The following is a 22,087-nucleotide window of genomic DNA, read 5'->3' on the forward strand; positions in this document are numbered from 1 at the left end:
TTTATATTTTACGTATATAAAGTAGGCCATATATTTGGTGACCAAAAAAAGTTATGTGTGTCAAAATTTAAGAGATGATTATTGTAAATTTGAAAAATAAAACCATTAACTACATGAAAACTAAAAATGTAATAGTAGCTACCGCAGTAACTTTGTTATTTCTTTCTTGTGCGACGAATCCATTTACAGGAAAACAGACCATGGCATTTGTATCAAACGACCAATTGTTTCCAGCTGCTTTTCAACAGTACAATCAAGTTTTGTCTGAAAGTAAAGTAATAAAGGGAACAGCACAATCTGAAATGATAACACGAGTTGGACAGCGCATAGCAATTGCCGCAGAGCGATATTTAAATGCCAATGGGTATGAAGGTTATTTGAATGACTACAAATGGGAGTATAGTTTGATAGATTCTGAAGTTGTTAATGCCTGGTGCATGCCTGGTGGTAAAATAGCTTTTTATACAGGTATATTGCCGATAGCTGAAAACGAAACTGGGATAGCGGCCATTATGGGGCATGAGGTAGCCCATGCACTGGCTAACCATGGTCAACAACGAATGAGTGCTGGTCTATTACAGCAAGCTGGGGCCATTGGCCTAAATATGGCTTTACAAAGCGATGAAAATATTGCATTATATAATCAGGCTTATGGTATTGGAACGACAGTTGGGGGCATGCTGCCTTTTAGTAGAGCCCACGAAACTGAAGCCGATAAAATAGGTGCTTATCTAATGGCAATAGCTGGTTATAATCCTGATGAAGCTGCCGAATTGTGGAAGCGTATGCAAGCAAATGGTGGTCAATCACCACCAGAAATTTTAAGTACACACCCAGCAAGTGAAAGCAGAATTCAAAATTTGACAGCTTTAGCTCCTCAAGCCAAGGCTGAAGCACGAAAATTTGGTGTTACTACTTTCAGACCTTTAGGTAAATACTAGTTTTTAAAAATATTTTTTTACTTTAGAAGCTGCTCATAAACGGGCAGCTTTTTTTATGGAAGACTTACCAAAAGGGAGTAAAAAATTACTGAATGCCTGGGCATTTTATGATTGGGCCAATTCAGTCTATACGCTAACAATAGCATCATCCATTTTTCCCATATTTTATTCAACCTTATTTTTAGATAAAGCAAAAATTGTTCATGCTTTTGGTTTTGAATTTAAAAATACAGCATTAATAACTTTTGTTACAGCCTTTACATTTATTGTGATAGCATTTATGTCGCCGTTACTCTCCGGTATTGCTGATTACGTTGGAAACAAAAAGAACTTTTTGAAATTCTTTTGTTATACTGGCTCTCTAGGCTGTGTGGGTTTGTATTGGTTTAGCACGGATTCTCCTAGGATCTATTGGAGTTTGCTTTTTTACTTTATGGGGCTTATTGGTTATTGGGGCAGTTTGGTTTTTTACAATTCATATCTACCTGATATAGCTTTTAAGGAACAACAGGATCGGATTAGTGCCAAGGGATTTTCCATGGGTTATATTGGCAGTGTGATTCTATTGATTATTAACCTTTCTATGGTCATGTTTCCTCAATATTTTGGTTTTGATATTGGTGATACAGAGGCGGAAAAGGATGCCGCTTCGGTTGAAGCCATGCGAGTAGCCTTTATTACTGTTGGTATTTGGTGGGCACTTTTCAGTCAGTATACATTCAAGGTATTACCAAAAGGTGCCTCAAATGAAGAAAAAGTTACCAAAGATGTTATTTTTAATGGGTTCAAAGAATTACAGCAGGTTTGGCGGCAACTCAAGGAGAATTTACGATTAAAGCGCTACTTGTATGCCTTTTTTGTATTCAGTATGGCTGTACAGACTATTATGCTTGTAGCTGTATATTTTGGTGAAGAAGAGGTGAATTGGGCTGATTCGGATGAAAAACACTGGGTTTGATTATCAGTATTTTGGTTATTCAGATTGTAGCCATTGTTGGAGCAGTTTTAACTTCCAGAGCCTCCGCCAAATTTGGAAACATCAAAACCTTGATTGCAGTGAATGCTATTTGGATGGCTTTGTGCATTGGGGCCTATTTTGTGACAGAGCCCATGCACTTTTATGTAACAGCAGGTTTTGTTGGCTTGGTAATGGGTGGGATTCAATCGTTAGCACGATCGACGTATTCAAAATTTTTACCAAAAACCGAAGATACCACCTCCTATTTTAGTTTTTATGATGTGGCCGAAAAGGTTGGGATCGTTATAGGGATGATCATATATGGAACCATAGACCAGGTTACAGGTAGCATGCGCAATGCTATTTTCTTTCTGTTTATATTCTTTTTAGTGGGTATTTTCTTATTGTATCGAGTTCCAAAAAATGAGGAATGAAAGTCAATTTAAAATTTATTATGTTTGTGTAATTAATTAATCCAATTATGAAAAAAATAACTGTAGTATCCATTTTTATTATGGCTTTCGCCATGTTTTCACTAAACTCTTGCGACAATGAACCTTTAGAAGGCCAGTTTAGTGATGGCACTGTCAACGGAGGTAGTAACAATAATGGTACTGGTGGAGGTAATAATGGTGGGGGCAGTAGTGCGGATTTAGTTGGAGACTGGGAGACAATTTCTTTTAGCGCAAATTCTAGAGCTACAACTACTTTCAATGGAATAAGTATTGTTTCAGATTCAGATATTACTGGTCTAAATTTTGACTATATTCTGACGCTCACTACCAATCAATTTGAAACATCAGGAAGCTATGACATGCGAGTTGTAACTGAAGTGGATGGTATGGTTGTCAGTGATGCTACATCCAATTACACAAATGTCAGTGGATCGGGTGATTATTCTACTAATGGTAATGTGATGACCTTGAACGGATCTTTTTTTGAATTGGCCATTGATGGGGTTGATACGTCTGGTTTTGAGGAAAATCAAACAATGACCTTTCAATTAAGTTCGGATGGACAAAGATTGACATTAACCCAGAATGAGGAACGCACGGAAACTCAAATGGGGATTGAAACAGTTATCAATATAACCGGCACTTCGGTGTTTGAAAGACTATAAAAAAAAGCCACTTATTGAGTGGCTTTTTCATATTGTAAAAAAATTATTTAGAACTGATACTTCCTGAACCCGATACTTTAGTATCTTCTTTGCCAGGATTCCCTTTATAAGCAATATCACCTGATCCAGCTACGCGAGCTTTTAAGCTTAAATTACTGACCACTTCAGCATCACCTGATCCAGAAATAGATACTTCGGTATTATCAGCATTTAGCCCAAAACCACTATAATCACCTGATCCAGCTATGCTAACTTCTAAATTAGTAGTACTACCTTTTAGTTCAATATCACCCGATCCGGCAAGACTACTTTCCACAGAAGTCGCTTTAACATCTAATTTCAAATCACCTGATCCAGCCAACGATACGTCTAAATTAGTCGCGGTTATGACATCTTTGGTCCATAAATCTCCTGAACCAGCCAGAGAGACTTCGTTGATATCTTTAAATGGAATGGTAACAAGAATAGTTTTACCCATACTGGTTTTAAGATTAATGCCTTTTTCGGTTTTCACTATTAGTTTGCCATTTTTAACCTCTGTGATAACGTATTTTAAAAGGTTTTCTTCACCCTCAATCTTTAATTGGCCTTCAGTTCCAGAGACTAAAACATAATCAAAAGAACCTGCACAACTAATGGCATCATAGTCACCAACAGTTCGGTTTATAGTTGTTACATTACCATTTCCAGATATTTTTTTCCAGGATTGGGCATAATTGGCTGTTACTGATAGTAATACAGCTGCAAGTAATAAATAGTGTTTTTTCATGATTTCTGTTTTTCGATTGTTGTTAGTTTTTATTAAAAGTAACGCTACCATAATCTGAATTGATTTTCACCAAATTACCTGATGAAGCAGATCCGTAATATCCAGAATAGTATTTGCTACCAGATTCAGTGCGTTTTTTATTAAATTCAAATCCATCTGAATCTCTTAATGATGCATAATCAAGATCAATATCAAAATTAAAATGGTAGCCATTATCGTAACCAATATTTATACCAACATAATCTGAATTAATAGTAATATTACCAGCATTAGCGGTCATTCGTTTTATCTTAATAGAACCATAATCGGCATCAATGGACACATTTTTATAGATGTCGCCTAAAACAACTGTCAGATAATCACCGTTACCAGTTACATTGTTAGCTTTATCTGCAGTAAAGGAGCCATAATCACAGTCATAAGTAATATCTTCAGCAACTTCAAAAACGGATTTTGTATAATCAGCTGACAAATTGATGTTTTTAGCTTTAGCTATAGTGAATCCGCTATAATCAGCATCAATACTACCACCATTAACATATTCAAAATAGCAGTTTTGCGTGTAGTCAAAACTTAACATATTATTACTCGCCATAAGCTCTTTAGTAGTGATTCTACCATAGTCGCAGCTTATTTGGGCACGCCCTTCCAACTTATCTAAAGTAATACTACCATAATCGTTATCCAGATCAACCGAGTTCGACATAGGCATTTTAATTACATAATTTATACTCATACTCGAGTTGTTTCCGCTGTTCCAATTCCACCAAGATTTAGACTTATTTTTATTAAAGACTGTTTTGGCCGAAACCATATTGGAACTTGATTCAAATTCAACGGTAATTTCATCTAATTTTTTTAAGACTTTTTCTTCATTGCCACCTTCAACGGTAATGGTAACCTCGATTTCAATGCGATTTTCATTCCAAGTTACTATATCAAGATTACCGTAACTATTATCAACTTTTAATTCCGCATTGGCATTTACATTAAATGATTTTTTAATAGTTTTTGATTTTTCATGCTTGGCAACTCCAACTGGATTGTTGGAAGCCAACATAAATGCAGGAAGTAATAAGAACAGAAATAGGGTTTTAGATAGTATTGTTGTTTTCATTGTTGCTGTTTTTTAATTGTTCTACAATTTCAATTTGCTTAAGGGTATTTTGTAATATTTCAATACGATTTTGAAAATTTGAGATCATGGCATAAATCACGCGTTGGTCATTGCCACTTTGCTTTAAATCACTAATCAACGATTCGTATTCCAACTCTAAACGTTTCATTTGATTGAGTGCGTCTTGAATTAATAATTTGGTTTCAGGATTTTTGGCATTTTCCAATTTTTTTAATTCAACTGCAATGGTTGATGTAAAGAAATCCTGTGTTTGTGCCATTTCAGGTGACACGCTGGCCAATCCTGTTGCATTTGCTTCCTGATTGTTTCCTAAAACTAAGGCTACAATTAAAATAACAGAAGCAGCAATGCCAATAAGTGGTTTCCAGTTAAAACGCTGTTTCGTAGTCTTTTGAGCAATACTATTTTGCTCGTTTAACTTGGTTAAAAAGCGTCTTTCATGGTCTTTATTAGGTTCTTCAGAATCAAAATGACCTTCCAAATCCTTAAATAGGTTTTCTAAATAATCACTCATAATATTCAATTTAATGATTAACCAGTGGTTGTAATTTTTGTCTCAAACTTTCTTTTGCTCTAGAAATGGTTGTTCGGCAATTTGCGTAGGACATACCCATAATGCCACCAATTTCTTCATAATCATATCCTTCTATTAAATGTAAGGTCAAGGCTACTCTGTAATTATCTTTTAACGTATCCAGCGTTTTTAAAACGAGTTTTGCCTTGTCATTTGAATTTGAAAAATCACTGTCTATGCCCTGATTGTCATCTTCAATTTTATACATCACATTATCAAAAGGAACGTTTTGGTACTTATTATTTTTATTGAAATGATAAATACTGTTATTAATAACAATTCGTTTTAGCCATGAACCAAAAGTCACTGTATCGTTAATGCTGTCAAGTTTTGTAAAGGCCGACAAAAATGAATCTTGCATAATGTCTTCAGCCTCAAAACTGTCTTTTACAATCCTAAAAGCTACATTATACATGGCTTTATAATAGCGATTGTAAATTTCCAACTGCGCAAATTGATTGCCAGTTTTGCAAAGCTCTACAAGCTCTTCGATATTTTTGGTGGTTAGTGTCAAAAAATCAAATTGTTAGTATAAAGATGGTTCATGTTTTCGATTGTTACACTTTTATGAAAAAAAAGTTTTATTAATCATGAAACAGATGGCATGTTAATTGAAACTATATATGTGCTTGTGCTTATTTGACACGGCTTAAATAGCTGAAATTAAATAAGATATAGCATTTGATTATTAATAAAAATACAATAGAAATTTTGTTATTAGAAATTTTAATGACAGAATGACTTAAATATAACTATGAAGAAATCTAATTTTTTAACACTTGACAGTTTGTCATTACAGGATTTTGATGAAAATTCAGAATTAATTCCCTTAATGACTCCTGAAGATGAAGAAGAAATACGAAAAGAAGACTTACCGAATTCCTTACCCATTTTGTCCTTAAGAAATACGGTCTTATTTCCAGGTGTGGTGATTCCCATTACTGCCGGAAGAGATAAATCTATAAAACTCATCAAGGATGCCAATAACGGTAGTAAGGTTATTGGCGTGGTTTCTCAAAAGGATGAATCGGTAGAGGATCCAACAGGTAAGGATATTTACAAAACAGGTACAGTCGCCAGAATATTACGGGTTTTAAAAATGCCTGATGGTAATACAACAGTTATTATTCAAGGAAAGAAACGTTTCCAAATTGATGAGGTGGTATCTGAAAAACCTTATTTAACAGCAACGGTAAAAGAAGTGCCTGAAGCACGACCAGTTGAAAAAAATAAGGAGTTTAATGCCATTATCGATTCCATTAAAGATTTATCACTGCAAATAATTAAGGATAGCCCAAATATTCCCAGTGAGGCATCCTTCGCTATTAAAAATATCCAAAGTGATTCGTTCTTGATAAACTTTGTATCATCAAATATGAATCTTTCCGTAACTGAAAAACAACAGTTATTGGAAATGAATGATTTGAAAGAACGCGCGCTTGAAACGCTGAAATACATGAATATCGAGTTCCAGAAATTGGAGCTTAAAAATGATATTCAATTAAAGGTTCAAAGTGATATGAACCAACAGCAGCGTGAGTATTTCTTACACCAACAAATGAAGACCATTCAAGAGGAATTAGGTGGTGTAAGTCATGACGAAGAGTTGGAAGAGATGAGACATCGGGCCAAAAGTAAAAAATGGCCAGAAAAAGTTGCTAAACATTTTGACAAGGAATTGGCTAAAATGCAACGCATGAATCCACAGGTAGCTGAATACTCCATTCAGCGTAACTATTTGGATTTGTTTTTAGATCTTCCTTGGAATAAGTACAGTAAGGATAAATTCGATTTAAAACGCGCCAAACGCATTTTAGATCGTGATCATTATGGTTTAGATGATGTTAAACGCCGTATCATTGAACATTTAGCTGTCATTAAATTACGTAATGATATGAAGTCACCTATTTTATGTCTTTATGGACCTCCAGGTGTTGGTAAAACATCTTTAGGAAAGTCTATTGCAGAGGCTTTGGGCAGAGAATATGTGCGTATGTCATTAGGTGGCTTGCGGGACGAAGCCGAAATTCGTGGACACAGAAAAACGTATATCGGTGCCATGCCTGGGCGTATTTTGCAAAGTTTAAAAAAAGCTGGTACATCTAATCCAGTCTTTGTTTTAGATGAAATCGATAAATTATCCAATTCCCATCAAGGAGATCCGTCTTCTGCGATGTTGGAAGTATTGGATCCAGAACAAAACAGTGAATTCTATGATAACTTTTTAGAAATGGGTTATGACCTTTCCAAAGTTATGTTTATTGCTACTTCTAATAGCTTGTCAACGATTCAGCCTGCCTTATTGGATAGAATGGAGATCATCAATGTTACGGGTTATACTATAGAGGAGAAGGTTGAGATTGCCAAACGCCATTTATTGCCTAAACAGCTTAAAGAGCATGGTTTGAACGAATCTCACTTGAAAATAGGTAAGCCGCAATTAGAAAAGATCGTTGAAGGCTATACCCGAGAATCTGGTGTGCGTGGCTTGGAAAAGCAATTGGCTAAAATGGTGCGGTATGCAGCAAAGAATATTGCCATGGAGGAGGACTATAACATTAAAGTTACTAATGATGATATTATCGAAGTACTTGGTGGGCCAAAATTAGAGCGCGATAAATACGAAAATAATAACGTGGCTGGTGTAGTCACAGGATTGGCTTGGACACGTGTTGGTGGCGATATATTGTTTATAGAATCTATTTTATCTAAAGGTAAGGGGAATTTAACGGTGACTGGTAATTTAGGGAAGGTGATGAAGGAATCGGCAACCATCGCTATGGAATATATTAAGGCTAATGCTGATGAATTGGGTATTGATTCGGATGTTTTCGATAAATACAATGTCCACATACACGTTCCCGAAGGCGCCACACCTAAAGATGGACCGAGTGCTGGTGTCACCATGTTAACATCTTTAGTGTCGTTATTCACACAACGTAAAGTAAAGAAAAGCTTGGCTATGACAGGTGAAATTACCTTACGTGGAAAAGTATTACCTGTTGGTGGAATCAAAGAAAAAATATTGGCTGCTAAACGTGCAAGAATTAAGGAGATATTGCTGTGTGAAGAAAATAGACGTGATATTGAAGAAATTAAACCTGAATATTTAAAAGGCTTGACCTTTCACTATGTAACCGAGATGAGTGATGTCATAAAACTGGCATTAACAAATCAAAAGGTGAAAAACGCCAAAAAACTATAACAAATATTAAATGTGAAACCTCGAATTTGATTCGAGGTTTTTTATATGCCTAAAAATAAATTATTCTTGCATTCGTTTTAATATAGATTTAGTTACTTTGCAGCGTTTATGTTGAAAAGAATTACCACGTTATTTTGCTTGCTTTTAAGCACTTATACTTTTGCCCAATTAGGTGGTCAATCAACGTATCAATTCCTCAATTTAATTTCCTCGCCACGTCAGGCAGCATTGGGAGGTAAAGTGTTTACCAATATTGATTATGATGTTACGCAGGCACTAACCAATCCGTCCAGTATTAACGTGGAAATGGATAATCAGCTTGCTATAAATTATTCCAGTTATTTAGGCGGTATTAGTTATGGAACTGCGGCTTATGGTTATACTTGGGACAGGCGGGTTTTAACGTTTTTTGCAGGTATATCCTATATAAATTATGGCAGTTTTGATGGTTATGACGAATTAGGGAACTCAACAGGAACCTTCTCTGGTAATGAAGCGTCATTGTCTTTTGGACATTCCCGGCAGATTGGTTATTCCGATTTTTATTTAGGTGGCACCGTTAAGTTAATTACATCAAAATTAGAGCAGTATTCATCTTTTGGAGCGGCGGTTGATGCAGCTTTAATGTATATTGATGAAGATATTGAGTTTCAGGCTACTCTGGTTGTTAGAAATTTAGGTGTACAGATTACTACCTATGCTGGTCAAAATGAACCATTACCATTGGAAATAGCCTTTGGAATGTCGCAAACCCTTGAAAATGTACCCTTACGATGGCATTTGACATTTGAAAATTTGCAGCAATGGCCAATTGGTGTTGCTAATCCAGCTCGTGCTGAAACAGATTTGGAAGGTAATCAAACACAAGAAAAAGTCGGTTTTTTTGGGAATGTGTTACGTCATACCATTTTAGGTGCTGAAATATTTCCAGCAGGTGTATTCAATATCAGATTGGGTTATAATTTTAGGAGAGGTGAGGAGTTACGCATTGTGGATCAAAGAAATTTTTCTGGAATTTCGGCGGGAATTGGACTAAAACTCAATAAATTTAGGTTTAGCTTTACGCATGCACGATACACCAGTGCGTCTAATGCCAATTTTTTTGGGATGCAAATTGATTTAAGATAAATGCATAAAATAACAATAGCCATTGATGGATTTTCATCTACAGGGAAAAGCACGGTAGCCAGGCAATTAGCTAAACATCTCGGTTATATCTATGTTGATTCCGGGGCCATGTATCGCGCTGTGACCTTATATGCTATGAATCAGCAATTTATTGATGACAATCAATTTGATGTCAATGCGTTAGTTGCAAACTTGCATCATGTCACTATTCATTTTGAGTTAAATCATGAAACTGCCAATGCGGATGTCTATCTGAATGGAAAGAATGTTGAAAAGCAAATCCGCACATTAGAAGTTTCCAACTGTGTAAGCCGTGTGGCTGCTGTTCCAGAAGTGCGTTATCAATTAGTGAAACAACAGCAACAAATGGGGAAAGAAAAAGGCGTTGTTATGGATGGACGTGATATTGGTACTGTGGTGTTTCCTCATGCCGAATTAAAGATCTTTATGACCGCTTCTGCAGAAACCAGAGCCCAAAGGCGCTATGATGAGTTGGTCAATCGTGGCGATAAGGTAAATTTTGACGAAGTCCTTCAAAATATTCAAGAGAGAGACTACATCGATTCCCACAGAGCGGATTCACCTTTAGTAAAGGCTGAAGACGCTATAGAAATTGACAATTCCAACTTAACATTAGACCAGCAATTTCAAAAAGTTTTGGAACTGGTTACCATGACTTTAGAGAATTTGGAATAATTATTTAATTTTCAACGAATAAGCTATTGTTTTATTAAGTAAAAAGTAGTATTTTTGCACTCCTTTTTAGCAATGCATTGGAAATTAAAGAGGGATACAAACTTAAACATAACACTTCTGTGTGTTAATTGCTTAAATTTTCCAAGACATAACAGAATACAAATTAGTATCAGCATATGGCTGAAAAAGCAAAACAAGCGGAAGTTGAAGCAACTGAAGCACAAGCAGTTGAAGTAACTGAAACTGAAACAAAAACAGCAGAGGCTCCAGTAGTATCTGAAGCTCAAGCAAACCCTGAAAAATTCTTAAAAGATTTTAACTGGCACAATTACCAAGAAGGTATTGATGAGGTTGAAGATTCTCAATTAAAAGAATTTGAAAAATTAGTAGCTGAAAATTTCGTTGACACTTTAGATGATGAAGTTGTTGAAGGAGAAGTTATCCACATTACAGATCGTGATGCTATTATTGACATCAACGCAAAATCTGAAGGTGTTATCTCATTAAACGAGTTTCGTTACAATCCGAATTTAAAAGTAGGAGACAAAGTAGAAGTTTTAATCGATGTTCGTGAAGACGCTACGGGTCAGTTAGTATTATCACACAGAAAAGCACGTGTCATCAAGGCATGGGATCGTGTGAATGCTGCTCACGAAAGTGGTGAAATCGTTAATGGTTTCGTTAAATGTAGAACAAAAGGTGGTATGATTGTAGATGTTTTCGGAATTGAAGCATTCTTACCAGGTTCTCAAATTGATGTGAAGCCAATTCGCGATTACGATCAGTACGTAAATAAAACAATGGAATTCAAAGTTGTTAAAATCAACCACGAATTCAAAAACGTTGTAGTTTCTCACAAAGCGCTTATTGAAGCAGATATTGAGGAACAAAAGAAAGAAATCATTGGTCAGTTAGAAAAAGGACAAGTATTAGAAGGTGTTGTTAAAAACATTACTTCTTATGGTGTGTTCATTGACCTTGGTGGTGTAGATGGTTTAATCCACATTACCGATCTTTCTTGGTCACGTATTAACCATCCAAATGAGATTGTTGAGTTAGACCAAAAACTTAACGTGGTAATCCTTGATTTTGATGAAGATAAATCAAGAATCCAATTAGGTCTTAAACAATTATCTAAACACCCATGGGATGCTTTAGGTGAAGATGTTAAAGTTGGTGACAAAGTAAAAGGTAAAGTAGTTGTTATTGCAGATTACGGTGCGTTTATTGAAGTTGCTGATGGTGTAGAAGGTCTAATTCACGTTTCTGAAATGTCTTGGTCAACACATTTACGTTCAGCTCAAGATTTCGTGTCTGTTGGAGACGAAGTTGAGGCTCAAATCTTAACATTAGATAGAGAAGATCGTAAAATGTCTTTAGGTATTAAGCAATTAACACCAGATCCATGGACAGATATTACATCTAAATATCCTGTAGGTTCTAAACATTCAGGTACTGTTCGTAACTTTACAAACTTTGGTGTATTTGTTGAATTGGAAGAAGGTATTGATGGTTTAATCTATATTTCAGATTTATCTTGGACCAAGAAAATCAAACACCCAAGTGAGTTCTGTAACGTTGGTGATAAATTAGACGTTGTTGTTCTTGAGTTGGATGTTGAAGGACGTAAATTAAGTTTAGGTCACAAACAAACAACTGAAAATCCTTGGGATAAATACGAAGAAGAATTCGCTGTTGGAACCGTTCACAAAGCTGAATTAACTGAAATAGTTGACAAAGGTGCTACTATTGAGTTCAATGAGGATATTGTTGCTTTCGTTCCTTCTCGTCACATGGAAAAAGAAGACGGTAAGAAACTTAAGAAAGGTGAAGAAGTAGAATTCAAAATCATTGAATTTAATAAAGAGTTTAAGCGTGTTGTTGCTTCACATACGGCTATCTTCAGAGAAGAGGAAGCTGCTAATGTAAAAGCTGCTGCCGCTAAAAATGCAGCTGCAGAAGTTAAACCTACTTTAGGTGATGCTAATGATACATTGCAAGCTCTTAAAGATAAAATGGAAGGTAAGTAATTAAACCTTCATCATTAAAAGTAAAAGCCTTCCAGTTTTTTGGAAGGCTTTTTATTTTTTTGCATTATCTTTGTACTCCAAACAACGTTTGGATAGTTTATGAGTCAAAAAGTTTTACTTAACGCAAAAGAGGTAAACATCATTCTTCACCGATTGGCTTGTCAACTTATTGAAAACCACAACGATTTTTCGAATACCGTATTAATAGGCATTCAGCCCAGAGGAAAATATTTGGCCAATAGGCTGGCTCAAATGTTACGAGAAGACTACAAAGTCAAAAATGTACAATTGGGGCATTTAGATATTACCTTCTTTCGGGATGATTTTAGACGCAGTGACAAACCCCTTGAAGCCAATACAACAGAGATTAACTTTTTAGTAGAAAATAAAAAAATAGTCTTTATTGATGATGTGTTGTACACGGGTCGCAGTATTCGTGCGGCACTGACGGCTATTCAATCGTTTGGCAGACCAAATGAAATTGAATTATTAACCTTAATCGATAGACGATTTAGTCGACATTTACCTATTCAACCTAACTATAAGGGTAGACAGGTAGATGCCATTAATAAAGAAAAAGTCATTGTGCATTGGGAAGAAGAACAAGGCGAGGATGCCGTATACTTAATAAACAATTGATAGTATGAGTGAGTTAAGTGTCAATCACTTATTGGGAATCAAATATCTGAATAACGACGATATTAAACTTATTTTTGAAACGGCTGACCATTTTAAAGAAGTCATCAACCGACCGATCAAGAAAGTACCATCACTGCGTGATATTACCATTGCCAATTTATTTTTTGAAAATTCCACCAGAACCAAGCTGTCTTTTGAATTAGCAGAAAAACGCTTATCAGCTGATGTAATCAACTTTTCGGCATCGCAATCATCTGTCAAAAAAGGCGAAACCTTAATCGATACGGTCAACAATATACTTTCCATGAAAGTGGATATGGTGGTTATGCGTCACCCAAATCCTGGTGCCAGTGTATTTTTATCCAATCATGTGAACGCCAGTATTATTAATGCAGGTGATGGCGCCCATGAACATCCAACACAGGCTTTATTGGATTCCTATTCCATTCGCGAGCGTTTGGGAAGCGTCAGGGGTAAGAAAGTGGTTATAGTTGGTGATATCTTGCATAGTCGCGTGGCCTTATCAAATATATTCGCCTTAAAAACCCAAGGTGCGCAGGTTATGGTTTGTGGACCTAAAACTCTTATTCCAAAATATATTGATAAATTGGGTGTTACGGTGGAAACTAATTTAAAAAAAGCCCTAAATTGGTGTGACGTTGCCAATATGCTCCGCGTTCAAAATGAACGCATGTCCGTGAGTTATTTTCCGTCGGCCAGAGAGTATACACAACAATATGGTGTCAATATGGAATTACTGCAGTCTCTTGACAAAGAAATTACCATCATGCACCCAGGACCAATCAATCGTGGTGTGGAAATAACCAGCGAGGTAGCAGATTCAGATCAGGCCATTATATTGGACCAGGTACAAAACGGTGTGGCAATTAGAATGGCTGTTATTTATTTACTAGCATCAAAAATTAAACAGTAGTATTATGATTTTTGACAAGAAAGACAACATTACCATTATAACCCAGGAGAAAGCGTCTATTGTGGAATTGGTTAAAAAGTTAGATGTTTTATACGAGCGATTTAAACATGATAATGTCATTATCGCTTTAACCAGTTTAAAACCGATTAGTTTATCTGAAATTGTGGAGTTTCTGAAATTGTCCAACACCCATCGAAAAGCAAAAAATTCGTTTGTGATTGTTACCGATAAAGTGAATTTAGATGAAATGCCTGATGAATTGGTGGTTGTACCAACCATGCAGGAAGCTTACGACATCGTTGAAATGGAAGAAATGGAGCGTGATTTAGGTTTTTAAAATGAAACTAACCATTTTAGGCTGTCATAGTGCAACTCCAAGGATTAATACCAACCCGACTTCGCAAGTATTAGAAATCAATAATCACATATTTTTAATTGATTGTGGCGAAGGGACTCAAGTTGAATTACGTCGTAATAAAGTCAAATTTTCCAGAATTAAACACATATTTATTTCTCATCTTCATGGTGATCATTTTTTTGGATTAATTGGATTAATCTCGACTTTCAGATTACTTACACGAGAAACCGACTTACATATTTATGGACCAAAAGGCCTCAAAGAAGTTATAACCCTTCAGTTAAAGCTGGGGAATTCATGGACTAACTTTAAATTGATATTTCATGAATTAACCTCTAATGAATCTGAAGTCATTTTTGAGGATGATAAAGTTTCTGTGACTACGATTCCGTTAAAACATCGGGTTTATACTAATGGATTCTTGTTTAAAGAAAAAGTAGGGGAGCGTAAATTAGTTATCAACGCCGTTTTAAACGCCGATATTGATAGGGCCTATTATCGAAAATTAAAGAAAGGTTTTGATGTTACTAATGAAAAGGGTGAATTGATTAAAAATGAGACAGTGACCAAAGAACCCAATACGCCCAAAAGCTACGCCTTCTGCAGCGATACTGCCTATACTGAAAGTATTGTGCCAATCATTAAGAATGTGACCGTACTGTATCATGAATCAACCTTTTTGGAAAAGCATGCGCACTTGTCAGCCCCTACAAAGCACAGTAGTGCCATTGAAGCCGCTACCATTGCCAAAAAAGCAGAAGTAGGAACCTTAATTTTAGGGCATTATTCTACAAGATATGATACTATTGAAGATTTTAGAACCGAAGCGCAAACAGTTTTTGACAACATAGAATTAGCCGAAAGTGGTAAGGTATTTAACTTTTGAACTCTTCCAGGTTTTCCATCCAGTGAATAGCTTCTTCCAGACTGGAGCAACGCTTGAGACTATTTTCGGTAAATTGTTTTTCTAAAGTGGCATTCATGTAACTAATATCATCATAGACCACAATAGCTGTAGCCACAATAAAACCAAATTCCTGATCAAATTGAGTCCATAAATGCGGATCAGACGAGTAGGAGTTAACCCTGTTGATAATAAACCCTATTTTTAATTCGTAACCATAATGGCGAATCAATTCGGCTGCCAATTTTTGAATTTTGTTCCAGTCAAAGTGGATGCCTTCATGCAGTTCGGCAATTATGAAATTATCCAACAAATAAAAATCACCAAAGGATAAGGTGATTTTGTGATGCTTTAATAGTTTGAAATAATTACTTTTTTCAAAAAACATTTTATCAATTATTGCTTAAATTTATAAGAAATTTCAGTGGTTTAAAAATATTGGCTGCAATTAATTAGCAATTTTAATAAAACGATGTCTTAATGGAATCAGACTTAAGCAATTACAGAAAATCATATGAAAAGGGCGAATTGACTCTTGAGCAATCCCCTGAAAACCCGATGGAATTGTTTAGATCCTGGTTTCATGAAGTTGATGACCATTTTCCGCAAGACGAAACCAATGCCATGACGATTTCAACCATAGGTTTGGATGGTTTCCCAAAAAGTCGCGTCGTTCTATTAAAGCGTTTTACCTATGAAGGGTTTATTTTTTACACGAACTATCAAAGTGAAAAAGGAAAGGCCATTGCCAATAATCCCAATGTTTGTTTATCATTCTTCTGGCATGGTGCCGAACGGCAAATCATTATCAAAGGTGTTGCTGAAAAGATAAGTGACAATTTAAGCGACGGTTATTTTGAATCACGACCACGAGGCAGTCAGTTAGGAGCTGCAGTGTCTGACCAAAGTGCGGTGATACCCAATAGAGCCTATCTGGAAAATAAATTAAAGGCTTTAGAAAAGCAGTATAAAGGGCAGGAGATACCAAGACCAGAATTTTGGGGAGGCTACATTGTAAAACCTGTTGAAATGGAATTTTGGCAAGGTCGCCCAAATAGATTACACGATAGAATCCGTTACCATTTAGAAACAGATTACTCCTGGACTAAAAATCGATTATCGCCCTGATAAAACCGATTAAAAGCATGATTTTTACTTCAAAACGTGCATTTCATCGATTAAAAACATAATGAATCGACAAAATGCATGTCTTTAATCGATTTTAACATTTCTTTAACACTTTCTTTCAGGTAGGCGGTTAATTTTACTATCCCAAATCTAAATAACCTAACAATGAAAAGACCTACTTTATTACCAGTTATGGTATTGTTAATCATGTTTGCGACCTCATGTTCATCTGAATCTTTAGATGACAATGCAAACAATGCACAAGCTCATTTAGTGGTTCCAGAAACCAAAGCTATTGAAGTGGAAATTATGGAACTGATAAACGATCATAGATTAAGTATGGGTTTAAACCCATTAAACAATATGAATGTTATTAAAGCGCAAGCTTATGGCCATACAGGTTATATGATTGCTCAAAATAACGTATCTCACGATAATTTTTTCCAACGTAAAAGTTATTTGGTTAATAATGTAGGTGCCAATAGAGTGTCTGAAAACGTGGCCTATGGTTACACATCGGCACAATCCGTGGTCAATGCCTGGTTAAATAGTGATGGTCACCGCGAGAACATTGAAGGGAATTATACCGATTTTGATATCTCTGCCGAACAGAATGAAGAAGGTAGATGGTATTACACCAATATATTTGTTAAGAAATAAAAACCGACTCATAATTGTTAGTATATAGATAGATTAATAGCAACCCAAATCAATTTACTTAACGAAAAAAGACTGCCGTTCTGGTAGTCTTTTTTTTGTCTTAAGGTGTATTCATGGTTAGGCTATAAATCTTAATTAGTAAGTATATTCTTTGTTATTTTTATTCCGTTTCGATAATTTGCAGCATCTTTGATTTCGGCGAATTCCTTTCTTATCGTTAAACCATCAGTTCCAACAATATTTAGAGTTAAAATGAGTCCATCTTCATTATTTACTATTTCAAAATTATATTCATGTTCATCCGGAATTGTATCTTTAAAATCATTTGGTATAAAATGTCGGACTTTAACATAATATTTGTCAGCATAAATTACTAAAAAATCATTCTCACCGCAAATTGTATTAAAAGCTTTTGAATCATTATTTTCAAAAATCATTTCAGATAACCCTTTATCAATCAAATTCTTATCTGACAATTCATTTATAGAATAAAAGCCGTATTCAATTTTTACTAAGTCAATGTTTAGAGTATCGTCAACACTTACATTTATGGAATTATTTACATAATTACAAGAAATCAAAAACAATGTTAGGATAAATACTAATAAAACTATTTTTTTCATTCTTTTCAATAGATCATATTTATGATTTAATGCTTTCATGCAATGAAAATCTGCGAGGACTTTCCGATAGGAAAGTCGGAAGCAATGAATTATAGCCGTTGTTGTAGCACGTTATTTATATAAATATTTATTCCGCCAAACATCTTCTCCTTTCAAAAAGTCAAGTAGTATTTCAGTCATTTGGTCAACTGTTTCTATTGGTTTTACCTTTAGAATATGGTCGTCGTCTGTCACAAATCCAGAAGCCAATCCATCTTCTACTAAACTACCACTCACGTGTAAACCTTTAAAAGTATCACCACTTTCGTCTTCCAATTGCACAATATGAAATTCATTCCAATTAATTGATTCCATCGTGCTTTTTATTATTTCCGCTGTCGCTTTTTCAGAGATGGTTTTTGTGATTGCTCCATAGTCATAAGAGACAGTAAGCTTTAATTCTCGTTTTTCTTGTTGGATTTCACGATTTCTCAATACTGTCTTATTTTCCGAAATTCCGAGTGTATTTGAATTCCGTTTTGAATTCCAACTTATCAAAGCGAATATTCCGATTAATGCTAAAAGTCCGAAGATTAAGTAGGTGTTCATTCTTTTCACGTGATTTTGGTTTAATGTGCTACAACGGTTTGGCTATGGTTTCGTTGCGTGAAAATCCGCGAGGATTTTCCGCCGTAAACCGAAGATAGCAAATTTGCGAGGACTTTCCGAGAGGAAAGTCAGAAGCAATGAACTATAGCCGGTGTTGTAAAACGTTTTTTAGTCAATTGGGATTTCGATAAATTCCGATAAAATTTTTCCATTTCTAGAATTTATTTTTATCACTTTCGTTTGTTTATTTTCTATACTTTTTAAAGTCCAAATCAGTTTCTTTTTCTCATAATCTATGTCCCAAAAATAAATTTCATTCAGTCCATTCTCTTTTCCGATTTTAATTGCTTTTTTTAGGTCAATTCTTGTTTTCTTTTCTAAAACTTTTAAATAAGGTTCTAGAATTTCTTCAGTGTCTTTTGAACTCCAAGGTGTGGTGCAATTGAGGTTAAATGGAAATAATAATTCAGTAAGAATTAAGTTTTCGTCCATCACTTTATAATTTAACCATAATTGAGTAGCTGGAAAATCAGATTTATTAAATTCGTCTAAAGTCAGTCGTTGAAGTTTGCCTTCATTTTCATTGTAAACTTCAATTAAGGTTTCTGATTTCTCAAACTTGAAATTATTGTCTAAAATATCTTTTTCAACTGAAAACCTTAACTTCTCATTCGCCCAATGTTTTGAACAATTTATTATTCCGTCAATGAAGTTTTGAGAGTTAGAAACTCCAAAATTTAGAAGTAATAAAATGGTTAGCAGAAGTTTCATTCAAATGTTTTACAACGGCTCGTATAAGAATAGTTGCGGGTTTACGTGCGAAGATTTTCCGAAGGAAAATCAGACGTAGTAAACTTGCAACTACCTTTGGTTAAGCCCAAAATTGAGCAATTATTTTTATACATTGTTGTACAACGTTTTTTTTTATTTACTTCTTTTAATCCACTTTCCAAATTGAATTCCGACTAAAATTGCTGGAATAAATCCAATTACCATTATCCAAAAGAATGGTTTGAAAATATAGTCCTCAAATGAATCCCAAAAGGTGTCATAAGGTTCCATTCCTTCTTGCACAAATCCAGTCCAACCAACAAGGAAAGCGGTTATTATCAAAGTCAGAAATCCGTATTTTGCGCCGACTTTGTCAGAATCTTTTTTCTTTATCAAAATTTCATATCCAGCGTTTTTTCCGAACAAGTATGCAAGTCCGTAAAATATTCCGATTCCGATAATAATATTTATCCAGTAATTCCATTCAACCATCCATTGTGGGTTTCCACCAGCAAGTAACATCATAAATAGAAACGCAATTAAAATTCCAATCGTCGCAGATTGTAAGGCTTTTTTAATTCCGATATTTTTAGCTAATTCAGGTGTCATTTTGCGTCTTGGGAAATGTTGTACAACGGTTTGGCTATGGTTTCGTTGCGTGAAAATCCGCGAGGATTTTCCGCCGTAAACCGAAGATAGCAAAATTGCGAGGACTTTCCGCAAGGAAAGTCAGAAGCAATGAACTATAGCCGGTGTTGTGTGTAGTTATTTTTTTAGAAGTTTTTTAATTTGTTTTTCTAATTCTTTTTCACTCATTTTAGAGTATTTGTCCAAAACGCTATTCCTTTGTTCAGGTTCTTTTTCTAATAATAACTTATAATATTCCAATACTTTATTCATAGATTTTATAGAGGAATCTTTTAAATCATATTTATTACCTGTTCTAATTTTATTTGCCAATTGATTGCTAGTAAATACAATATTAATTTCGTCATAATATTTGTATTTCCTATCTGTGTCCATAAATTCCTTTAGTGCTGAAAAATTTACAGGGAAGTTTGGATATTTTACAAACTGATAAGTAATATAATCCGATGACTTTGACACAAATTCTTTGTCCGCTTGTTCCACTGGATTAGTCGAAAGCCACTCAATTCCAGCGAGTATTTCAGATTCAGATTTTATGTCTATCTGTCCGAATATCTTGCATTGCACAGATAATATAGTTAGTAAACTTAATGCTAAAAGTTTCATATTCGTTTTTTTCTAATTACACACAACGGTTTGTGTATAGTTTCGTTGCGTGAAAATCCGCAGGATTTTCATGTTAAGAAACTAAGATAGTAAAGTTGCGAGGATTTTCCGTGAGGAAAATCGGAAGCAATGAATTATACATGGTGTTGTAACACGTTTTTTTTAGAGGTAATCTTCCAAATCTTTTCTAACCTTTTTGAGGTACTTCTTATAGATTTTAAAGTGTTCCTCGTAGTTGTCTTTTAATTCAGTCGCTCTTTTTTTAATTTCAATTACTTTCCTGTCAATTTTCTCAAGACTATCTCCTTCTTTAGGTTGCAAGTCAATTAATTCTCTCTGGATATCAAAAGTTCTTTTGTTTATTTCCATTGCACGTTTCTCGTCAAAATCATAAAATATATTTATATGATGATGTTCGAAATGTGGGAATGCTTTTAATTTATTTGAATAAAATTCAACCTCTTTTTGAATGTTATCATAAAGTTCTTGATGTTCAATTTCACCTTTTTCAAAGATTTCGAACTGGTGTCTCAATAGGTTGAGATAATTCATATGCTCCAAATAAAATTCAGAAGCTTTTTTCGCCGAGTTCACTTTCTCTTTCCAAAAGAAGGTTTTTAATTCTTTGTTATATTTGGATTTGTCGATATAGAATTGAACCAAATTTCTAATAGACCAACCCAAAGCTCCGGAAACAATTGCTATTGAAGTTGCTCCAATTCCTGGATAATCTTTTAAAAATTCTAAAAAGTTCATAGTTCAGTCTAATGTGTTACAACGGTTGGGCTATGATTTCGGCGTGGAATCGTCCGAAGGACATTCCGCGTAAGAAATCAGCTTGGTTAAATTTACATATTTTCCAGAATAGGGCATAAGCCACGCTGAATTATAGCCGATGTTAGCAAACGTTTTTATTTAGTCAATTCGTAATATTTAAATCGCCCGTTCTTTTTATTTTCTTTTTTATATCCTTTAGCATCTTTGTGTTCAGGAATTTTAAAAACACTATTTTCGATTGCCTTATTATTGATTTTAACTAATTTATATTCCTCATATAAGTCCGCATTTTTAACGTCCAACTTATAATAGAAGAGTATAGAGTTTTTCAATTCTGATGCTATTTCGTCAGGATGTATTTGTTCTCCGATATTCCTTAATATGTTACGATTGTCAGTCAGCTTAAATTCTTTAGAATCGGAATAAACATAAGTTTCGTTTCCATATTCTCTTTCCACGAATAGCTTCTTTAATTCACGATTTTCTTTGTCAAAATTTAGAATTGTGTCTGATTTTGATAATGAAACTATTTTTCCAAAATGAGAATTTTCTCGATTGTAAAGTTTTCCAAAATTCAGGTTATCCTCATTCATTGAGAGGTTTTTAGATTTACTCAAGTTGTCTTTATAGATTACATAAACTTTTCTCAGAGAATCAATGAAAAGTATTTTTTCGTAGTCCTTTTTGTTTGTCAGTTTTATGTAATTCTTGTCCTTGTATGTTATTGTTAAAGTGTTGTAAAAATTTCTTGATTCGGAATAGTTTTCAGATTTCATTTTCATATCGTGATGATAAATCAATTCACCCTCAAATACTTTATCGTTAGATGAAAAGCTAATCAATACAATACAAAATATGAATGTCAGTATTCTCATTTTCAAATGTTTGCTAA

24 protein-coding genes and 1 pseudogene are annotated in these 22,087 nt (G+C 34.7%); 13 read left to right on the forward strand and 12 right to left on the reverse strand.

The features are described from left to right. Nucleotides 1-113: 113 nt before the first annotated feature. The 3 genes and pseudogenes from ACKXGU_RS14635 (at nt 114) to ACKXGU_RS14645 (ending at nt 3,019) form a co-directional block, all read left to right on the forward strand. Nucleotides 114-941, forward strand: a complete 828-nt coding sequence (locus tag ACKXGU_RS14635; RefSeq protein WP_463466005.1) for a M48 family metallopeptidase — start codon at nt 114-116, stop codon at nt 939-941. A gap of 55 nt (nt 942-996) precedes the next feature. Beyond that, nucleotides 997-2,333 (forward strand): annotated as a pseudogene (locus ACKXGU_RS14640) (MFS transporter). A gap of 47 nt (nt 2,334-2,380) precedes the next feature. Continuing rightward, nucleotides 2,381-3,019: a hypothetical protein gene (locus ACKXGU_RS14645; protein WP_463466006.1), complete on the forward strand. Its 639-nt coding sequence runs from the start codon at nt 2,381-2,383 to the stop codon at nt 3,017-3,019. Nucleotides 3,020-3,062: 43 nt separating this feature from the next. Here the strand turns inward: ACKXGU_RS14645 and ACKXGU_RS14650 are convergent, their stop codons facing one another. From ACKXGU_RS14650 to ACKXGU_RS14665, 4 genes are read right to left on the reverse strand one after another with little or no spacing between them, the layout of a single operon-like run. Beyond that, complete coding sequence (locus ACKXGU_RS14650; protein ID WP_463466007.1) at nt 3,063-3,788, reverse strand: head GIN domain-containing protein; 726 nt, start codon at nt 3,786-3,788, stop codon at nt 3,063-3,065. Between the two features lie 22 nt (nt 3,789-3,810). Then, nucleotides 3,811-4,905, reverse strand: coding sequence for a hypothetical protein (locus tag ACKXGU_RS14655; RefSeq protein ID WP_463466008.1), 1,095 nt, complete (start codon nt 4,903-4,905; stop codon nt 3,811-3,813). Next, a complete protein-coding gene (locus tag ACKXGU_RS14660; protein WP_463466009.1) occupies nt 4,883-5,440 on the reverse strand; it encodes a hypothetical protein in 558 nt (185 codons plus the stop codon). The genes ACKXGU_RS14655 and ACKXGU_RS14660 overlap by 23 nt, the downstream gene beginning before the upstream one ends. 10 nt (nt 5,441-5,450) lie before the next feature. Beyond that, entirely contained in the window at nt 5,451-6,014 is a 564-nt protein-coding gene (locus tag ACKXGU_RS14665) for an RNA polymerase sigma factor (RefSeq protein WP_463466010.1), read from the reverse strand. 240 nt (nt 6,015-6,254) lie between these two features. On the opposite strand from ACKXGU_RS14665, the gene lon reads away from it, so the two are divergent. The 8 genes from lon to ACKXGU_RS14705 all read left to right on the forward strand — a co-directional run bounded on the left by lon (nt 6,255) and on the right by ACKXGU_RS14705 (nt 15,376). After that, a complete protein-coding gene (gene lon / locus ACKXGU_RS14670; RefSeq protein WP_463466011.1) occupies nt 6,255-8,705 on the forward strand; it encodes an endopeptidase La in 2,451 nt (816 codons plus the stop codon). Nucleotides 8,706-8,813: 108 nt separating this feature from the next. Then, entirely contained in the window at nt 8,814-9,833 is a 1,020-nt protein-coding gene (porQ, locus tag ACKXGU_RS14675) for a type IX secretion system protein PorQ (protein WP_463466012.1), read from the forward strand. Beyond that, complete coding sequence (gene cmk / locus ACKXGU_RS14680) at nt 9,834-10,529, forward strand: (d)CMP kinase (protein WP_463466013.1); 696 nt, start codon at nt 9,834-9,836, stop codon at nt 10,527-10,529. 176 nt (nt 10,530-10,705) lie between these two features. Beyond that, nucleotides 10,706-12,559 carry a 30S ribosomal protein S1 gene (gene rpsA, locus ACKXGU_RS14685; RefSeq protein WP_463466014.1) on the forward strand — a complete coding sequence of 618 codons (1,854 nt, stop codon included), beginning with the start codon at nt 10,706-10,708 and terminating at the stop codon, nt 12,557-12,559. A gap of 99 nt (nt 12,560-12,658) precedes the next feature. Then, the gene (gene pyrR / locus ACKXGU_RS14690; RefSeq protein ID WP_103052811.1) at nt 12,659-13,198 is read left to right on the forward strand and encodes a bifunctional pyr operon transcriptional regulator/uracil phosphoribosyltransferase PyrR; all 540 of its coding nucleotides are present in this window, start codon (nt 12,659-12,661) and stop codon (nt 13,196-13,198) included. A 4-nt stretch (nt 13,199-13,202) separates the two neighbouring features. Further along, nucleotides 13,203-14,132 carry an aspartate carbamoyltransferase catalytic subunit gene (locus ACKXGU_RS14695; RefSeq protein WP_463466015.1) on the forward strand — a complete coding sequence of 310 codons (930 nt, stop codon included), beginning with the start codon at nt 13,203-13,205 and terminating at the stop codon, nt 14,130-14,132. A gap of 4 nt (nt 14,133-14,136) precedes the next feature. Then, nucleotides 14,137-14,469, forward strand: coding sequence for a ribonuclease Z (locus tag ACKXGU_RS14700; RefSeq protein ID WP_463466016.1), 333 nt, complete (start codon nt 14,137-14,139; stop codon nt 14,467-14,469). 1 nt (nt 14,470) lies between these two features. Beyond that, nucleotides 14,471-15,376, forward strand: a complete 906-nt coding sequence (locus ACKXGU_RS14705; RefSeq protein WP_463466017.1) for a ribonuclease Z — start codon at nt 14,471-14,473, stop codon at nt 15,374-15,376. On the opposite strand, the gene ACKXGU_RS14710 is transcribed toward ACKXGU_RS14705, so the two are convergent. Further along, nucleotides 15,366-15,782: a hypothetical protein gene (locus ACKXGU_RS14710; protein ID WP_463466018.1), complete on the reverse strand. Its 417-nt coding sequence runs from the start codon at nt 15,780-15,782 to the stop codon at nt 15,366-15,368. The two genes, ACKXGU_RS14705 and ACKXGU_RS14710, sit on opposite strands and share 11 nt — an antisense overlap. Nucleotides 15,783-15,874: 92 nt before the next feature. Between ACKXGU_RS14710 and pdxH the strand changes: the two genes are divergently transcribed. Together pdxH and ACKXGU_RS14720 are read left to right on the forward strand one after the other, a co-directional pair. Continuing rightward, entirely contained in the window at nt 15,875-16,522 is a 648-nt protein-coding gene (gene pdxH / locus ACKXGU_RS14715) for a pyridoxamine 5'-phosphate oxidase (protein WP_463466019.1), read from the forward strand. A 165-nt stretch (nt 16,523-16,687) separates the two neighbouring features. Further along, nucleotides 16,688-17,182 (forward strand): CAP domain-containing protein, encoded by a 495-nt coding sequence (locus tag ACKXGU_RS14720; RefSeq protein ID WP_463466020.1) that lies wholly within the window; start codon nt 16,688-16,690, stop codon nt 17,180-17,182. Nucleotides 17,183-17,313: 131 nt separating this feature from the next. On the opposite strand, the gene ACKXGU_RS14725 is transcribed toward ACKXGU_RS14720, so the two are convergent. From ACKXGU_RS14725 to ACKXGU_RS14755, 7 genes are all read right to left on the reverse strand, one after another. Further along, a complete protein-coding gene (locus tag ACKXGU_RS14725) occupies nt 17,314-17,844 on the reverse strand; it encodes a hypothetical protein (RefSeq protein WP_463466021.1) in 531 nt (176 codons plus the stop codon). Between the two features lie 72 nt (nt 17,845-17,916). Continuing rightward, entirely contained in the window at nt 17,917-18,393 is a 477-nt protein-coding gene (locus ACKXGU_RS14730; RefSeq protein ID WP_463466022.1) for a hypothetical protein, read from the reverse strand. Between the two features lie 168 nt (nt 18,394-18,561). Beyond that, nucleotides 18,562-19,164, reverse strand: coding sequence for a hypothetical protein (locus ACKXGU_RS14735; RefSeq protein ID WP_463466023.1), 603 nt, complete (start codon nt 19,162-19,164; stop codon nt 18,562-18,564). Nucleotides 19,165-19,317: 153 nt separating this feature from the next. Then, a complete protein-coding gene (locus ACKXGU_RS14740) occupies nt 19,318-19,773 on the reverse strand; it encodes a hypothetical protein (protein WP_463466024.1) in 456 nt (151 codons plus the stop codon). Nucleotides 19,774-19,929: 156 nt separating this feature from the next. Further along, the gene (locus ACKXGU_RS14745) at nt 19,930-20,418 is read right to left on the reverse strand and encodes a hypothetical protein (RefSeq protein WP_463466025.1); all 489 of its coding nucleotides are present in this window, start codon (nt 20,416-20,418) and stop codon (nt 19,930-19,932) included. Nucleotides 20,419-20,580: 162 nt separating this feature from the next. Next, nucleotides 20,581-21,174, reverse strand: a complete 594-nt coding sequence (locus ACKXGU_RS14750; RefSeq protein ID WP_463466026.1) for a hypothetical protein — start codon at nt 21,172-21,174, stop codon at nt 20,581-20,583. 155 nt (nt 21,175-21,329) lie between these two features. Further along, on the reverse strand, nt 21,330-22,070 hold the full coding sequence (locus tag ACKXGU_RS14755; protein ID WP_463466027.1) for a hypothetical protein: 741 nt from the start codon (nt 22,068-22,070) through the stop codon (nt 21,330-21,332). Nucleotides 22,071-22,087 lie beyond the last annotated feature (17 nt).

Source organism: Hanstruepera sp. CR43, from assembly GCF_055227665.1.

Coding starts and splice junctions, on each gene's coding strand:
- ACKXGU_RS14635 (WP_463466005.1), top strand. CDS start 114: ATGAAAACTAAAAATGTAATAGTAGCTACCGCAGTAACTTTGTTATTT.
- ACKXGU_RS14645 (WP_463466006.1), top strand. CDS start 2,381: ATGAAAAAAATAACTGTAGTATCCATTTTTATTATGGCTTTCGCCATG.
- ACKXGU_RS14650 (WP_463466007.1), bottom strand. CDS start 3,788: ATGAAAAAACACTATTTATTACTTGCAGCTGTATTACTATCAGTAACA.
- ACKXGU_RS14655 (WP_463466008.1), bottom strand. CDS start 4,905: ATGAAAACAACAATACTATCTAAAACCCTATTTCTGTTCTTATTACTT.
- ACKXGU_RS14660 (WP_463466009.1), bottom strand. CDS start 5,440: ATGAGTGATTATTTAGAAAACCTATTTAAGGATTTGGAAGGTCATTTT.
- lon (WP_463466011.1), top strand. CDS start 6,255: ATGAAGAAATCTAATTTTTTAACACTTGACAGTTTGTCATTACAGGAT.
- porQ (WP_463466012.1), top strand. CDS start 8,814: ATGTTGAAAAGAATTACCACGTTATTTTGCTTGCTTTTAAGCACTTAT.
- cmk (WP_463466013.1), top strand. CDS start 9,834: ATGCATAAAATAACAATAGCCATTGATGGATTTTCATCTACAGGGAAA.
- rpsA (WP_463466014.1), top strand. CDS start 10,706: ATGGCTGAAAAAGCAAAACAAGCGGAAGTTGAAGCAACTGAAGCACAA.
- pyrR (WP_103052811.1), top strand. CDS start 12,659: ATGAGTCAAAAAGTTTTACTTAACGCAAAAGAGGTAAACATCATTCTT.
- ACKXGU_RS14695 (WP_463466015.1), top strand. CDS start 13,203: ATGAGTGAGTTAAGTGTCAATCACTTATTGGGAATCAAATATCTGAAT.
- ACKXGU_RS14700 (WP_463466016.1), top strand. CDS start 14,137: ATGATTTTTGACAAGAAAGACAACATTACCATTATAACCCAGGAGAAA.
- ACKXGU_RS14705 (WP_463466017.1), top strand. CDS start 14,471: ATGAAACTAACCATTTTAGGCTGTCATAGTGCAACTCCAAGGATTAAT.
- ACKXGU_RS14710 (WP_463466018.1), bottom strand. CDS start 15,782: ATGTTTTTTGAAAAAAGTAATTATTTCAAACTATTAAAGCATCACAAA.
- pdxH (WP_463466019.1), top strand. CDS start 15,875: ATGGAATCAGACTTAAGCAATTACAGAAAATCATATGAAAAGGGCGAA.
- ACKXGU_RS14720 (WP_463466020.1), top strand. CDS start 16,688: ATGAAAAGACCTACTTTATTACCAGTTATGGTATTGTTAATCATGTTT.
- ACKXGU_RS14725 (WP_463466021.1), bottom strand. CDS start 17,844: ATGAAAGCATTAAATCATAAATATGATCTATTGAAAAGAATGAAAAAA.
- ACKXGU_RS14730 (WP_463466022.1), bottom strand. CDS start 18,393: ATGAACACCTACTTAATCTTCGGACTTTTAGCATTAATCGGAATATTC.
- ACKXGU_RS14735 (WP_463466023.1), bottom strand. CDS start 19,164: ATGAAACTTCTGCTAACCATTTTATTACTTCTAAATTTTGGAGTTTCT.
- ACKXGU_RS14740 (WP_463466024.1), bottom strand. CDS start 19,773: ATGACACCTGAATTAGCTAAAAATATCGGAATTAAAAAAGCCTTACAA.
- ACKXGU_RS14745 (WP_463466025.1), bottom strand. CDS start 20,418: ATGAAACTTTTAGCATTAAGTTTACTAACTATATTATCTGTGCAATGC.
- ACKXGU_RS14750 (WP_463466026.1), bottom strand. CDS start 21,174: ATGAACTTTTTAGAATTTTTAAAAGATTATCCAGGAATTGGAGCAACT.
- ACKXGU_RS14755 (WP_463466027.1), bottom strand. CDS start 22,070: ATGAGAATACTGACATTCATATTTTGTATTGTATTGATTAGCTTTTCA.